Consider the following 14,026-nt stretch of genomic DNA (forward strand, 5'->3'; position numbering starts at 1 on the left):
GGGCGCGGCCGACTATGGGCCGCCCTTCGCGATATTCAGTGAGACCGCCCGGCTAACTAGGGCTGCCGTGGCTGTCTGTAATCGTCGCGCCAAACAAGGAGACGAAAATGCCCAAGCTCAAGACCAAGAGCGGTGTGAAGAAGCGCTTCAAGTTCACCGCTTCCGGCAAGGTCAAGCACGGCGTCGCTGGCAAGCGTCACCGCCTGATCAGCCACAACGCAAAGTATATTCGCCAGAACCGTGGCACTTCCGTGCTGTCCGACGCCGACGTGGCTCACGTCCGCCTCTGGGCACCCTACGGCCTGAAGTAAGGAGTAGAGGACAATGGCACGCGTAAAACGTGGTGTAACCACCAAGGCGAAGCATAAGAGGATTTTGGTTCAGGCGAAGGGCTATTATGGCCGTCGCAAGAACACGATCCGCGTCGCTCGCCAGGCTGTCGAAAAGGCCGGCCAGTACGCTTATCGCGACCGCAAGGTCAAGAAGCGCACCTTCCGTGGCCTGTGGATCCAGCGCATCAACGCGGGTGTCCGCGCTGAAGGCCTGACCTATTCGCAGTTCATGCACGGCCTGAAGCTGGCCGGCGTCGAGCTGGACCGCAAGGTCCTGGCCGACATCGCGATGCACGAAGGCGAGGCGTTCAGCGCCATCATCGCCCAGGCCAAGGCTGCGCTGCCCGCAGCCTGAAGCTGATCGATCGCAAGATCGTCAAAGGGGCGCCGGGGCAGATGCCTTCGGCGCCCTTTTTGTTTTCCGGTTTTACCCCGTTCGTCCTGAGCGAAGTCGAAGGACATCACTGAGCGCCAGCGAAGTGCCTTCGCTGCGCTCTGGCGGGGGCTTCGACAGGCTCAGCCCGAACGGATTTTTGGGGACGGCCTGACATTTGAGGAACCATCCCATGTCGCTGCATCTCTGGTGGTTGTACGTTACGGCGGTCTTCCTGATCTCGGCCACGCCGGGCCCCAACATGCTGCATGTGATGACGCAGAGCATCGCCCATGGTCCGCGCAAGGCGCTGGTGACGATGGCGGGGCTGATGAGTGCCGTGCTGCTGTGCCTGATAGCCTCCGCGCTGGGCCTTGGCGCGCTGCTCAAAGCCTCGCCGCGCCTGTTCGACATATTGCGCTATGCCGGCGTCGCCTATCTCATCTGGCTGGGGATCAAGGCCTGGCGCGCGCCGGTCGGCAGCGCCGACGGCGGCGATGCCGGCCCGGTCCGCTCGGCCCGCGCACTTTATGCGACCGGGCTGCTGACCGGCCTGTCGAACCCCAAGCTCATCATCTTCGCCGCCGCGCTCTTCCCCCAGTTCATCGACCTCGCCCGCCCCTTCTGGCTGCAGCTCGCGATCCTGATCATCAGTTTCGTGGTGATCGAGAGCTTCTGGTACTCGGTCTATGCGCTCGGCGGCCTGCGCCTGGCCCGCTGGCTGGCGCCGGCCAACCGGCAGAAACTGTTCAACCGCGGCACCGGCCTGATGTTCATCGGCTTTGGCGGCGCACTGCTGGGGGCCAGGGCTTAAAGCTGAGTCATTCCCGCGGAGGCGGGAATCTATCTCCGGACGGGGCCGATGCAGCGAGACTTCGATCCGACAGTCTATATATTGGCGAGCCATAAAAATGGCACACTCTACGTCGGTGTCACATCAAACCTCGTGCAACGCCTGTATCAGCACCGTTCTGGCTTGATCGAAGGCTTCACCAGCGACTACGGGGTCAAGCGACTGGTCTGGTTCGAATGCGGCGCATCCATGGAGGACGCGATCCGGCGCGAGAAGCAGATCAAGAAGTGGAACAGGCAATGGAAGATCGATCTGATCGAACGGAGCAATCCCGATTGGCGCGATCTGGCCATCGATTTGGGCTTTGAGCCATTGGACAGTCGGCGCATCGATTGAGCGTCAGGATGATTGGTTAGCGCGGGAGATGGATTCCCGCCTTCGCGGGAATGACGAATGATATGACCGAAATTAGCGCACTGAAAGCCGGCCTGATCGCCGACATCGAGGCCGCCGACACGCTGGACGCGCTGGAAGGGCTGCGCGTGGGCGCGCTGGGCAAGAATGGGGTCGTCACCGGCCTGTTGAAGACGCTGGGCGGCATGTCGCCCGAGGAGCGTCTGGAAAAAGGCCCCCCGATCCAGGATCTGCGCGAAAGCGTGACCGCCGCGATCGCCGACCGCAAGGCCGCGCTGGAGCAGGCCGCGCTCGACGCCCGCCTCGCCTCGGAAAAGGTTGACATGACCCTGCCCGCCGACCTCGGCCCGCAGGGCAGCGTTCATGCCGTCAGCCAGGTGATGGACGAGCTGGCGGAGATCTTCGCCGACCTCGGCTTTTCGGTCGCCACCGGTCCGGAGATCGAGGACGACTGGCATAATTTCACCGCGCTCAACATTCCCGAGACGCACCCGGCGCGCGCGATGCACGACACCTTCTACTTCCCGGACGAGGAAGGGCAGAAGAAGATGCTGCTGCGCACCCATACTTCGCCGGTGCAGATCCGCACCATGATGACGCAGGAACCGCCGATCCGCATCATCGCGCCCGGCCGCGTCTATCGCAGCGACTCCGACGCGACCCACACGCCGATGTTCCACCAGATCGAAGGCCTGGTGATCGACAAGGGCATCACCTTGGGTCACCTCAAATGGACGCTGGAGACCTTCCTCAAGGCCTTTTTCGAGCGCGAGGACATCGTCCTGCGCCTGCGCCCGAGCTATTTCCCCTTCACCGAACCGTCGGTGGAAGTCGATGTCGGCTACACGCTGACCAATGGCCAGCGCGTCATCGGCGGCGACGGCGATGCGCCCGGTGGCGGCTGGCTGGAAGTGCTGGGCAGCGGCATGGTCAACCGCCGCGTGATCGAGGCATGCGGCCTTGATCCCGACGAATGGCAGGGCTTTGCCTTCGGTACCGGCGTCGATCGCCTCGCCATGCTGAAATATGGCATGAACGACCTGCGCGCCTTCTTCGACGGCGATCTGCGCTGGCTGAAACATTATGGATTCTCGGCACTCGACGTGCCCACGCTGTCGGGAGGAGTCGGCGCATGAAGTTCACCCTGAGCTGGCTCAAGACGCACCTCAAGACCGATGCCGATCTGGCCACCATCCTCAAGACGCTGAACGCCATCGGGCTGGAGGTCGAGGATGTGGAGAACCCGGCAGAGAAGCTGGGCGCGTTCAAGATCGCCAAGATCCTGACCGCCGAGCGCCACCCGCAGGCCGACAAGCTGCAGGTGCTGAGCGTCGACCATGGCGACGGCAATCCGCTGCAGGTCGTGTGCGGCGCGCCCAATGCCCGCGCCGGCCTGATCGGCGTGTTCGGGGTCGAGGGCGCGGTGGTGCCGGTGAACGGCATGGTGCTGAAGAAAACCGCCATTCGCGGTGTCGAATCCAACGGCATGATGTGCTCCACCCGCGAGCTGGAGCTGGGTGACGATCATGACGGCATCATCGAACTGGCCGCCGACGCGCCGGTGGGTGAAGTCTATGCGAACTGGGCCGGCCTCAACGACCCGGTCATCGACGTGTCGATCACGCCCAATCGCCAGGACTGCATGGGCGTGCGCGGCATCGCCCGCGACCTCGCCGCCGCTGGCCTGGGTACGCTCAACGCCATCATCGTGCCGGAAATTGCCGGCGTGGGTCCGGGTCCGGACGTGCGCACCGACGATGTCGACGGCTGCCCCGCCTTCTTCGCCCGATCGGTCAAGGGCGTGACGAATGGCGCCTCGCCCGAATGGATGGCGCGCCGACTGAAGGCAATCGGCCAGAAGCCGATCAGCGCGCTGGTGGACATCACCAACTACATTATGATCGACCTCGGCCGGCCGCTCCATGTCTATGACATGGCGACGCTCAAGGGCGGGCTGGTCGCGAGGCTGGGCAAGGCCGGCGAGGAAGTGCTGGCGCTCAATGGCAAGACCTATGCCATCGACGAGACGATGACCGTGATCGCCGACGACGAGGCCGTGCATGACATTGGCGGCATCATGGGCGGCGAACATTCGGGCGCGCAGGACGGCACCACCGATGTTCTGATCGAATGCGCCTATTTCACGCCCGAGCGGATCGCGGTGACCGGCCAGAAGCTGGCGCTGACCTCAGATGCGCGCGGCCGGTTCGAGCGCGGCGTCGATCCCGCCTTCCTGGACGATGGCCTGTCGATCGCCACCAGCCTGGTCATGACCCTGTGCGGCGGCACTGCATCGGAAGCGACCCGCGCCGGCACCCCGCCCGCCACGCCCAAGACGGTCGCCTATGCGCCCGACCAGTGCCTGGCGCTGGCCGGCGTCGATGTGCCGTTCGACACCCAGCGGCGCATCCTCGAAAGCCTGGGCTTCGGGGTCGAAGGCGAATCCTCGGGGATCGAGTATCAGGACGGCGTGCCGGTTTCGGTGCCCGTCAGCTGGACCATCACCGTGCCGACCTGGCGCCGCGACGTCGATGGCTGGCCTGACATCGTCGAGGAAGTGGTGCGCATCGTCGGCCTGGACCATGTGCCGTCCACCCCGCTGCCGCGCGTGCCGGGCGTTGCCCGCCCGACCGCCACGGCCGAGCAGCTGGTCGAGCGTCGCGTGCGCCGCACCGCCGCCGCCCGGGGCCTCGCCGAAGCGATCAACTGGTCCTTCATTTCCGAGAAGGAAGCCGCGAGCGTTGGCGGTGGCGACTGGACGCTGGCCAATCCGATCTCCGAAGACCTCAAGGTCATGCGGCCCTCGCTGCTGCCCGGCCTGCTGTCGGCGACCAAGCGCAATGTCGATCGCAGCGCGACGTCGATCCGGCTGTTTGAACTCGGCCGGCGCTATTTCAAGCAGGGCGAGCGCGCCACGGTCGGCTTCGTCCTGGCTGGCGAGAAGACCCCGCGCGGCTGGCAGGGCGGCAAGGCCCAGCCCTTCGACGCGTTCGACGCCAAGGGCGAAGTGATCGCGCTGCTGGCGGCTGCCGGCGCGCCGGTCGGCAATCTGCAGAGCATGGGCGAGGCATCGGCGGCCTATCATCCCGGCCAGTCGGGCACGCTGCGCCTTGGCCCCAAGGTGGTGCTGGCCGAATATGGCGTGCTGCATCCGAGCCTTGCCAAGCAGTTCGGCCTGTCGGGCACCGTGGTCGCGGGCGAGATCTTCCTCGACGCGATCCCGGCCAAGCGCAAGAGCGGCTTCATGCGCGCGCCTTACGCGCCGCCGGCACTACAGGCGGTGAAGCGCGACTTCGCCTTCCTGGTGCCGGAGACGGTCGAGGCGGATGCGCTGGTGCGCGCGGTCAAGGGCGCGGACAAGAAGGCGATCGTCGACGCCCGCCTGTTCGACGTCTTCACCGGCCCCGGCGTGGATGAAGGCCACAAGTCGCTGGCGGTCGAGATCACGCTGCAGCCGGGCGAGAAGAGTTTCGCCCAGGAAGAGCTGGACGCGATCAGCGCCGCCGTGGTCAAGGCCGCCCAGAAGCTGGGCGCGAGCCTGCGCGGCTAAGACGGGAAAGGCCGGCGATGGACGGGAAGGCTGAACGACTTCAGGCCCGCCTCGCCGGCCTCTTCTACATCGGCACCATTGGCTGCGGCATGTTTGCCGAGGCGGTGGTGCGCGCAGCCCTGATCGTGCCGGGCAACGGACGCGAGACGATGCGCAACATCGCGGACTATCCCTGGCTCTATCGGGCCGGCGGGGCGAGCGATGTCGCGATGCTCTGCTGCTATCTGGCGGTGACCGCCCTGCTCTATGGCCTTTTCGCGCCGACCGGGCGGGTGCTGGCGCGCACCGCCGCCCTGTTCAGCCTGACCGGCATTGCCGTGCTGGCGGGCAACAGCCTGCTCCATCTGCTGCCGCTTGCGCTGATCGATGGCGCGCCGCATCCCGGCATCCCGATGGCGGAGGTGCAGTCGCTGGTGCGGATCAGCCTCAGCCTCCACAACGACCTCTATGGCATCAGCCTCATCTTCTTCGGCATCTATTGCCTGCTGACCGGCTGGCTGGCGATCCGATCGCGGCGGTTGCCGGTGGCGGTCGGTGCGCTGCTGATGGCGGGCGGCGCGGTCCATCTGGTCGCGCGCACCCTGGCGCTGCTGTCGCCGGCGATCGGCGAGGCGATCCCCGGCCAGCTCGATTTCGTGCCGCTACTGGGCGAGGGCGCCTTTGCCATATGGCTGCTGCTGTTCGGGGCGCCGCGCCCGGCGGCGCCGGAAATCAGCCCGTAATCTTGCAGCCCTTGGCCGATGCCATGCCGCGCAGATAGCCACGCCGGGCGAGACCGGCGGCGATGGCGGCGCGCAGGCGACGTTCCGCCGGGGCGGCGCCGCTGATTTCCCGCACCACGCCGCGGAAGGGGATCAGCGAATTGACCAGCGACTTGCCCACACCCTCGGCGATCTTGCTGGTGCGATCCTCATTGGCTTCGCGGCCGATGGTGAAATCGGGACCAAGCACCTTGTTGAGCGCCGCCATGTCGCCATTCAGCGCCTTGCAGGTCTTGCCCGATGGCGCGGCATAGGGATTTTCCTCGGCCGCGACGAGGATCGGCGGCACCTGCGTCTTTTCGATGCCGACATCGCGAGCCGGCTGGGACGCGATTTCGCCCGCCTTGTCGAGTGTGTCGTCCCTCTTCTTGCCCTGTTCCTGGGCAAGCGCCGACGTGCCGAGCAGCAGCAGGATGGTGGCGGTCGATACGGCAATTTTCATCATTGGTCCTCCCGCTGGCTCAACCCGCCAGCCCCCATGTCGGTTCCGCAACGTAACGATTGCGCGGCGGGCGAGACAGTCGGGATTTGCCGCATCGGACCTTGGAATAGAGCCTGATTCACGTCATCTGTGGAAGCCCAAGGCGCTTCCACAGATGACGATCCGGCTCTATGTCGCTGGGCAAACAGGAGTGTTTCGCCATGAACGACCGCATCGCCATCGCCTCCGACAATCTGTCCGCCAGCATATCGCCGCTGGGCGCCGAACTCTGGTCGCTGACCGATGCGCAGGGCCGCGAACTGATGACCGATGCCGACCCGCAATGGTGGACCGGCCATGCCCCCCTGCTCTTCCCGTTCGTCGGCCGATCGCGCGGCGACGCCTATCGGCTGAACGATGTCGACTATCCGATCGGCCAGCATGGCTTTGCCCGCACCAGCCCCTTCACCCTGGTCCATCGCAATGAGGAAGCAGCTTTGTTCCGGCTGGAGGCGGACCGGGAGACGCGCACCGTCTATCCGTTCGACTTCCGCCTCGACATGGGCTTCGTGCTGGAGGGGCCGAGCCTGCGCATGACCGCCACCGTCATGAACCGGGGCGAAACGGCGATGCCCTTCTGCTTTGGCTATCACCCCGCCTTCGCCTGGCCTTTGCCCTATGGCGGCAGCGTCGAGGAGCACCGTATTCTGTTCGCGCAGGCCGAACCCGCGCCGATCCGCAAGGTCGGCAGCGAGCCGGGGCTGATCGCGCTGGAGAGCGTGCCCTCCCCGGTCGAGGGCCATGAGCTGGCGCCGACCCATGCCATGTTCGCGGGCGATGCCCTCATCTGGGACGATCTCGCCAGCCGGTCACTGACCTGGGGCGTGCCCGGCAAGCCGCACCTGAAGATCGATTTCCCCGACACGCCCTGGCTCGGCCTGTGGCAGAAGCCGGGCGCCCATTATCTGTGCGTCGAACCCTGGGCCGGCATGGCCGACCCGGTCGGCTTCACCGGCGATGTCTGGGACAAGCAGGGTGTCATGACCCTGCTGCCGGGCGATAGCCGATCCTTCCGCATGGACGTGACGCTGGTCGGGGCTGAGGGCGAGGCCTAACGCGCGACTCGCTTTGGGCGCAAAAATCCCTATATGGGCGCCCCATGAGCATCCCATCCCGCCGCACCTTCGCGATCATTTCCCACCCGGACGCCGGTAAGACCACGCTGACCGAAAAGCTGCTGCTGGAAGGCGGCGCGATTCACCTGGCCGGCGAGGTCAAGGCGCGCGGCGCGAACCGGCGCGCCCGGTCGGACTGGATGAAGATCGAGCAGCAGCGCGGCATTTCCGTCACCTCCTCGGTCATGACGTTCGAGCGGACGCGCGATGGCGAGACCATCACCTTCAACCTGCTCGACACGCCGGGCCACGAGGATTTCAGCGAGGATACCTATCGCACCCTGACCGCCGTGGACTCGGCGGTGATGGTGATCGACGCGGCCAAGGGCATCGAGCCGCAGACGCGCAAGCTGTTCGAGGTCTGCCGCCTGCGCAACGTGCCGATCATCACCTTCGTCAACAAGGTCGACCGCGAGGGCCGCGAACTGTTCGGCCTGCTCGACGAGGTGGCGGACCAGTTGCAGCTCGACGTCTGCCCGATGAGCTGGCCGGTCGGCATGGGCGGCGAGTTCGAGGGTATCTACGACTTCGCCACCAACCGGCTGATGCAGCCCACTGGCCCGTCCAAGGAATTTGACGGCACCCGCCACCAGTTCAGCGGCCTGGATGATCCCAAACTGGCCGATTATCTGTCCGAGCGGGGCCTGGAAAAGCTGCGCGAGGAGGCCGAACTGGCCCAGGGTGGCTATGCCGAGTTCGACCTGGAACGCTATCGCCATGGCGACCTGACCCCGGTCTATTTCGGGTCGGCGCTCAAGCTGTTCGGCGTGACCGAGCTGATCGACGCGCTGTCCGCGCATGCGCCGCCGCCGCGCGCCCAGCCGGCCGAGCCCGCGCCGGTCGAGCCCGAGGGCAGCGAAGTCACCGGCTTCATCTTCAAGGTGCAGGCCAACATGGACCCGATGCACCGCGACCGCATCGCCTTCATGCGGCTGGTGTCGGGCAAGTTCCGTCGCGGCATGAAGCTGACCCCGTCGGGCAGCGGCAAGGCGCTGGCCGTCCATTCGCCGATCCTGTTCTTCGCACAGGACCGCGAACTGGCGGACGAGGCCTTCCCCGGCGACATCATCGGCATCCCCAATCATGGCGCGCTGCGCGTGGGCGACACGCTGAGCGAGAAGCCGGGCCTGCGCTTCACCGGCCTGCCCAATTTCGCGCCGGAAATCCTGCGCCGCGTGCAGCTGAAAGACCCGACCAAGACCAAGCAGCTGCGCAAGGCGCTGGACGACCTGTCCGAAGAGGGCGTGATCCAGGTCTTCTATCCCGAGATCGGCAGCAACTGGATCGTCGGCGTGGTCGGCCAGCTGCAGCTGGAAGTGCTGATCAGCCGGCTGGAGGCGGAATATAAGGTCGCGGCGGTGCTGGAACCCTCGCCGTTCGACACCGCCCGCTGGATCAGCGGCGACGATCAGGCGATCAAGGATCTGGTCGCCTATAATGGCGCCAACATGGCCAAGGACCGCGACGGCAATCTGGTGTTCATGGCGCGCAGCGCCTGGGACATCGGCTATCAGCAGGAGCGCCATCCCAAGGTGAAGTTCAGCGCCACCAAGGAGCGCTAAGCGGACAGCGAAAGTGACAGGGCGACGCCCTGTCACTTCATGGGTCAGGCCGTCACCCAATCCTTGCGCAGCGCCTTGCCGGCGAGCGCCATGAACAGGCCGGCGAGCAGGTAGAAGCCTAGCGCCGCGACGATGGCGTAGCGCAGCGCTTCCTGGCCATAGGTCGGGGTCAGCGCATCGGACAGGGCGCCGACGCTCCAGCTGCCAAGGCCGAGGCCGACGAGATTGTTGATGAGCAGGAAGGTCGCCGAGGCGCTGGCGCGCATATGCGGCGGCACCAGATGCTGCACGGCGGTCAGCACCGGGCCGAGCCAGACATAGACCAAGGCCTGCGGGATCAGGAACAAGGCAAAGGCGAAGCTGACGCTGGACGACAGCACGCCGACCACGAACAAGGGCATGCCGATCACATAGCTGATCGCCGGCACCCAGGCGAACCAGGCCTTGTCCCGATTGCCCATGGCGTCGCCCAGGAAACCGCCGAGCAGCACGCCCGCGACCCCGCCCAAAAGCAGCAGTCCGCCCAGGAACTGACCCGCGCCCATAAGGTCGAGGCCGAAGCTGCGCATCAACAGGCTGGGCAGCCAGAAGGCGACGCCATAGCCGCACATCGAGCTGCACGCGGCACCCAATGCCAGGAACCAGAAGCTGCGCTTGGCCGCGAGAATGCCGAACACGGCGCTGACCGGCACGGGTGTGCCCGCCTGCACCGGCCGGGCCGGTTCGCGCACCACCAGGCGGAAGAGCGGCGCGATGAGGATGCCCATGATGCCGACCGCGATGAAGGCCGTGCGCCATTCGACGGTCTGGGCGATATAGCCGCCCAGCAGCACGCCGCCGGCCGAGCCCAGCGGAATACCCAGCGAATAGATGGAGAGGGCGCGGGCACGCTGATGCTGCGGGAAATAGTCGGAGATGACCGCATAGGAGGGGGCGACGCCGCCCGCCTCCCCCACGCCGACGCCGATGCGGAACAGGAACATCTGCATGAAGTTGCCGGCCATGCCGCAGAGCGCGGTGAAGCCGCTCCACACCGCCAGACTGACGGTGATGACCCAGGTGCGGCTGGTCCGGTCGGCGAGCAGCGCCAGCGGGATCGCCAGCGTCGAATAGAGCAGCGCGAAGGCAATGCCGCCCAGCGCGCCGAGCTGGGTATCGGTCAGCCCCAGCTCCGCCTTGATCGGCCCGGCAAGGATGCCGAGGATCTGTCGGTCGAGGAAGTTGAAGGTATAGACCAGCAGCAGCATCGCCAGCACGACGCCGCGATAGGCGGGGGAAGAGGTTCGGTCGGTCATGCGGGCCTGATACCAAATTTTCCGTTCGCTTCGAGCCAAGTCGAGAAGCCGGTTATGCAATGGTTCTCGACAGGCTCGAACCGAACGGATGGGGTGGACAGGATCAGAACTTGACCGAACCGGTCACGAACACCTGGCGCGGATTGCCGTAGAAGGCGGTCAGCGTGCCTTCCTTGCCCAGCGAGGGGGTGGGATAGCCGGCCGCATTGTTGATGATCGCGCCGGTCACCGGATTGGCTGCGACGAAGGTATAGCCCGAGGTCTTATATTCCTTGTCGAGCAGGTTCTTGCCATGGACGCCGATGCTCCAGCGATCGCTGGGCGCGGTATAGACCAGGCTGGCATCCCACAGCGCATAGCCCTTCTGGTCGATATAGGGATTGGGGATCTCGAACTGATAGGTCTTGGAGCGCCAGGAGACGGTGCTGCCGAAATAGAGGCTGCCATCGCCAACCGGGACATTATAGCTGAGCGTGCCGCTGGCGGTCCATTTCGGCGTGTTCTGGACCCGGCGATAGTCGGCGACATCGGTCGGCACGCTGGCGATATTGGCAATATATTCGCGATAATCGGCATCGATGAAGCCGATCGCGGTCTGCAGGTTCAGACGGTCGCCGCCGCTGAAGATGTCGCGGCCAAGGCGCGCATTGCTTTCGAACTCCAGCCCCTTGAAGCGCGCCTTGCCGGCATTCGACACGACACCGCAGAAGGAGGGCGTCGCCACGCCGCCGACATTGACGGTGCAGGCGACCGAGCCGGGGATCTGCACATCCTTGTAATCGGCATAGAAGCCGGCGACCGCGACATAGAGGGCGCCGTCCATCAGATTGCCCTTATAGCCGACTTCATAGCTGTCGACCTGTTCGGGCGCGAAGCTGAGGAAGGAGGCGATTTCGCTGTCCTGGCGGATGCCGTCGCCATTGAGGTCCGGCGCGTTGGTGCCGACCCCGCGCGGGTCGAAGCCGCCGCCCTTGAAGCCCTTGGAATAGCTGGCATAGATATTGTGATCGGCGGTCGGCTTGTAGCTGACCGAGAAGCGCGGCGTGAATTTCTTGAACTCGCGCTCGCCACGGAAATTGGTGCTGGGCGCACCGAAGGGAATGCCCGCGCCGTCGAACACCGGCGAGCCGCCCCCCAGATAGCTTTGCCGCAGGATATTGGCCCGGCGCGTGTCCCAGGTATAGCGACCACCGGCCGACAGGCTGAGCTGATCGGTCAGGTCGAAGCTCATGTCGCCGAACACGGCATAGGTTTCTGTGTCGACATTGGCCTGGGTGAAGGCGGTCAGCCCGGCCACGGTGGTGAAGATGCGGGTATCGAACTGGGTGTCGGCGCTGGCATCGAGATAATAGAAGCCGACCATGCCGTGCAGCCGGCCCTTGTCATAGAGAAGCTGGAATTCCTGGCTGAGCTGTTCGTTCTTGTAATAGGCCGGCACGTCGACATCGACGGCGGGCAGCGCGTCAAAGTCGATCGGCGAGGCGCTGTCATCCTTGCGCCAGGCGCTGATCGAGCGCAGCGTCACCGCATCATTGAGTTCCGCCGTCAGGTTCATCGACAGGCCGTAGGACTTCACATATTGCTTGGGATCGACCAGTCCGCCACGGGTGTCGAACACATCGTCCAGCACCGGGGCGCCCGAGGCCTGCCCCGGAATCAGGCGATGGCCGCCACGCGGGTTGCTATTGTCCTTGGTATAGTCGCCGGTGATGCGCATCAGCACCGGGGCGCCATAGCCGCCCATTTCGAAGGTGGCGCGGCCGGCCCAGATATCCTTGTTATAATTGTCCTGCCCGGTGGTGAGATTCTCGCCGAAGCCGCCGCGCGACAGGCGGGCAAAGGCGCCACCGACGCGCATCAGGTCGCCGATCGGCGCCGACACGCTGATGATGCCATCGGCCTGATCATAGCTGCCATAGCTGCCCTTGAGCTTGAGCGAAAAGTCCTGCGGCAGCATCTTCGTGACATATTTGACCGCGCCACCGATCGTATTGCGGCCATAGAGCGTGCCCTGCGGCCCGCGCAGCACCTCGATCCGTTCGACGTCATAGATGTCGAGCAGCGCGCCCTGCGGCCGGTTGAGATAGACATCGTCGAGATAGATGCCGACGCCCTGTTCGAAGCCGGAAACCGGATCCTGCTGGCCGACGCCGCGGATGAAGGCGGTCAGCGTCGAATTGGTGCCGCGCGACGCCTCCAGCGTGGTGTTGGGGGTGACATTGGCGAGGTCGCTGATGTCGATCGCCCCGCCCCGTTCCAGATCGGCGCCAGAGAAGGCGCTGACCGCGATCGGCACCGACACCAGCGTTTCCTCACGCCGGCGGGCAGTGACGATGATCCCGGCCTCTTCGGTGTCGGCGGCGGGCACCGACGCGTCCTGCGCGAAGGCGGGGAATGCCATCGCGCCGGTCCAGGCGGCGGATGCGAGGGCAAGGGCACGAATGCTGTGATGGGCCTTCATCGGCGTTTCCTCTCCTGAAGCGGCCCCCGGTCATCCGGGTAGCCAATCTGCTTGCCCTTTGAATAATGAAAGTTGAACCAGCTTTCAACTTCAAATATGAGGGACGGCGAACAAGGCCACCAGACGTCCTCAAATGATTGAAAAGGCGCGTATTGGCAGGCAGAGGGAGAGAGCATGACCGATCCGGCTTCCCCACGGGATGAGAGACGCGATGACAAGGCGCCGCGCACCGCGCGGGGCGAACGCACGCTGCGCGCGCTGCTGTCGGCGGCGGCCGAGGAGTTTGGCGAAAAGGGATTTCACGACGGGTCGGTGAGCGGCATCACCCGCCGGGCGGGCTGTGCGCTGGGCAGTTTCTACACCTATTTCGACAGCAAGGACGACATTTTCCGCGCGCTGGTCAACGACATGTCGGGCCAGGTGCGCGACTATGTCTCGCCCCGCATCGCCGAGGCCCGTGACGGGATCGAGGCGGAACGGATCGGCCTCTTAAGCTTCCTGGAGTTCGCCCGCGCCCACAAGGAAATCTACCGCATCATCGACGAGGCCGAGTTCGTCGACCAGGCCGCCTATCGCGCCCATTATGAGAATACCGCCACCCGCATGGCCGCGCGCCTGAAGAAGGCCGCGCAGCAGGGCGACGTGCGCGCGGACGTGGAAGAGGTCCATGCCTGGGCGATCATGGGGATGAATGTGTTCCTGGGGCTGCGCTATGGCGTGTGGGACGACAGCCGCCCCGCGCAGGAGATTGCCGACATCGCCAACGCGTTGATCGAGAAGGGGATCGGCAAGCGCGCTTGAGGGTTGGACCGCTGCCGCCTATCGGGACAAGCACCGATGGTCGCGCCCTGCCACTGCTGATAGGGCCGGGCGTCAGGCCCCAAAGCAA

13 protein-coding genes are annotated in these 14,026 nt (G+C 65.3%); 10 read left to right on the forward strand and 3 right to left on the reverse strand.

Annotation, left to right across the window (positions count from 1 at the left end; translation table 11 throughout):
• Positions 1–107 precede the first annotated feature (107 nt).
• The 7 genes from rpmI (at position 108) to ACI6S0_RS17670 (ending at position 6,184) form a co-directional block, all read left to right on the forward strand.
• The gene (gene rpmI / locus ACI6S0_RS17640) at positions 108–311 is read left to right on the forward strand and encodes a 50S ribosomal protein L35 (protein ID WP_004208916.1); all 204 of its coding nucleotides are present in this window, start codon (positions 108–110) and stop codon (positions 309–311) included.
• A gap of 13 nt (positions 312–324) precedes the next feature.
• On the forward strand, positions 325–687 hold the full coding sequence (rplT, locus tag ACI6S0_RS17645; protein WP_004208917.1) for a 50S ribosomal protein L20: 363 nt from the start codon (positions 325–327) through the stop codon (positions 685–687).
• A 211-nt stretch (positions 688–898) separates the two neighbouring features.
• Positions 899–1,519: a LysE family translocator gene (locus ACI6S0_RS17650; RefSeq protein WP_434403772.1), complete on the forward strand. Its 621-nt coding sequence runs from the start codon at positions 899–901 to the stop codon at positions 1,517–1,519.
• Positions 1,520–1,567: 48 nt separating this feature from the next.
• Entirely contained in the window at positions 1,568–1,894 is a 327-nt protein-coding gene (locus ACI6S0_RS17655; protein ID WP_434403773.1) for a GIY-YIG nuclease family protein, read from the forward strand.
• A 62-nt stretch (positions 1,895–1,956) separates the two neighbouring features.
• The gene (gene pheS / locus ACI6S0_RS17660; RefSeq protein WP_004208920.1) at positions 1,957–3,048 is read left to right on the forward strand and encodes a phenylalanine--tRNA ligase subunit alpha; all 1,092 of its coding nucleotides are present in this window, start codon (positions 1,957–1,959) and stop codon (positions 3,046–3,048) included.
• Positions 3,045–5,462: a phenylalanine--tRNA ligase subunit beta gene (gene pheT / locus ACI6S0_RS17665; RefSeq protein ID WP_434403774.1), complete on the forward strand. Its 2,418-nt coding sequence runs from the start codon at positions 3,045–3,047 to the stop codon at positions 5,460–5,462. The genes pheS and pheT overlap by 4 nt, the downstream gene beginning before the upstream one ends.
• Before the next feature lie 17 nt (positions 5,463–5,479).
• A complete protein-coding gene (locus tag ACI6S0_RS17670; RefSeq protein ID WP_434403775.1) occupies positions 5,480–6,184 on the forward strand; it encodes a DUF4386 domain-containing protein in 705 nt (234 codons plus the stop codon).
• On the opposite strand, the gene ACI6S0_RS17675 is transcribed toward ACI6S0_RS17670, so the two are convergent.
• The gene (locus ACI6S0_RS17675) at positions 6,174–6,668 is read right to left on the reverse strand and encodes a hypothetical protein (RefSeq protein WP_004208924.1); all 495 of its coding nucleotides are present in this window, start codon (positions 6,666–6,668) and stop codon (positions 6,174–6,176) included. The genes ACI6S0_RS17670 and ACI6S0_RS17675 overlap by 11 nt on opposite strands.
• Positions 6,669–6,865: 197 nt before the next feature.
• On the opposite strand from ACI6S0_RS17675, the gene ACI6S0_RS17680 reads away from it, so the two are divergent.
• Both ACI6S0_RS17680 and ACI6S0_RS17685 read left to right on the forward strand, forming a co-directional pair.
• The gene (locus ACI6S0_RS17680; protein ID WP_434403776.1) at positions 6,866–7,759 is read left to right on the forward strand and encodes an aldose 1-epimerase family protein; all 894 of its coding nucleotides are present in this window, start codon (positions 6,866–6,868) and stop codon (positions 7,757–7,759) included.
• Between the two features lie 44 nt (positions 7,760–7,803).
• Complete coding sequence (locus ACI6S0_RS17685) at positions 7,804–9,381, forward strand: peptide chain release factor 3 (RefSeq protein ID WP_017502740.1); 1,578 nt, start codon at positions 7,804–7,806, stop codon at positions 9,379–9,381.
• A gap of 44 nt (positions 9,382–9,425) precedes the next feature.
• On the opposite strand, the gene ACI6S0_RS17690 is transcribed toward ACI6S0_RS17685, so the two are convergent.
• Positions 9,426–10,676 carry a spinster family MFS transporter gene (locus ACI6S0_RS17690; protein ID WP_434403777.1) on the reverse strand — a complete coding sequence of 417 codons (1,251 nt, stop codon included), beginning with the start codon at positions 10,674–10,676 and terminating at the stop codon, positions 9,426–9,428.
• A gap of 103 nt (positions 10,677–10,779) precedes the next feature.
• Positions 10,780–13,137, reverse strand: a complete 2,358-nt coding sequence (locus tag ACI6S0_RS17695) for a TonB-dependent receptor (RefSeq protein WP_434403778.1) — start codon at positions 13,135–13,137, stop codon at positions 10,780–10,782.
• Positions 13,138–13,311: 174 nt separating this feature from the next.
• Between ACI6S0_RS17695 and ACI6S0_RS17700 the strand changes: the two genes are divergently transcribed.
• Positions 13,312–13,938, forward strand: coding sequence for a TetR/AcrR family transcriptional regulator (locus ACI6S0_RS17700; protein WP_434403779.1), 627 nt, complete (start codon positions 13,312–13,314; stop codon positions 13,936–13,938).
• Positions 13,939–14,026: the final 88 nt, after the last annotated feature.

It is taken from the genome of Sphingobium sp. DN12 (assembly GCF_051058005.1).
In the GTDB taxonomy this organism is placed as follows: Bacteria; Pseudomonadota; Alphaproteobacteria; order Sphingomonadales; family Sphingomonadaceae; genus Sphingobium; species Sphingobium yanoikuyae.

Coding starts and splice junctions, on each gene's coding strand:
- ACI6S0_RS17700 (WP_434403779.1), top strand. CDS start 13,312: ATGACCGATCCGGCTTCCCCACGGGATGAGAGACGCGATGACAAGGCG.
- rplT (WP_004208917.1), top strand. CDS start 325: ATGGCACGCGTAAAACGTGGTGTAACCACCAAGGCGAAGCATAAGAGG.
- ACI6S0_RS17685 (WP_017502740.1), top strand. CDS start 7,804: ATGAGCATCCCATCCCGCCGCACCTTCGCGATCATTTCCCACCCGGAC.
- ACI6S0_RS17655 (WP_434403773.1), top strand. CDS start 1,568: ATGCAGCGAGACTTCGATCCGACAGTCTATATATTGGCGAGCCATAAA.
- ACI6S0_RS17675 (WP_004208924.1), bottom strand. CDS start 6,668: ATGATGAAAATTGCCGTATCGACCGCCACCATCCTGCTGCTGCTCGGC.
- ACI6S0_RS17690 (WP_434403777.1), bottom strand. CDS start 10,676: ATGACCGACCGAACCTCTTCCCCCGCCTATCGCGGCGTCGTGCTGGCG.
- ACI6S0_RS17680 (WP_434403776.1), top strand. CDS start 6,866: ATGAACGACCGCATCGCCATCGCCTCCGACAATCTGTCCGCCAGCATA.
- ACI6S0_RS17670 (WP_434403775.1), top strand. CDS start 5,480: ATGGACGGGAAGGCTGAACGACTTCAGGCCCGCCTCGCCGGCCTCTTC.
- rpmI (WP_004208916.1), top strand. CDS start 108: ATGCCCAAGCTCAAGACCAAGAGCGGTGTGAAGAAGCGCTTCAAGTTC.
- pheS (WP_004208920.1), top strand. CDS start 1,957: ATGACCGAAATTAGCGCACTGAAAGCCGGCCTGATCGCCGACATCGAG.
- ACI6S0_RS17650 (WP_434403772.1), top strand. CDS start 899: ATGTCGCTGCATCTCTGGTGGTTGTACGTTACGGCGGTCTTCCTGATC.
- ACI6S0_RS17695 (WP_434403778.1), bottom strand. CDS start 13,137: ATGAAGGCCCATCACAGCATTCGTGCCCTTGCCCTCGCATCCGCCGCC.
- pheT (WP_434403774.1), top strand. CDS start 3,045: ATGAAGTTCACCCTGAGCTGGCTCAAGACGCACCTCAAGACCGATGCC.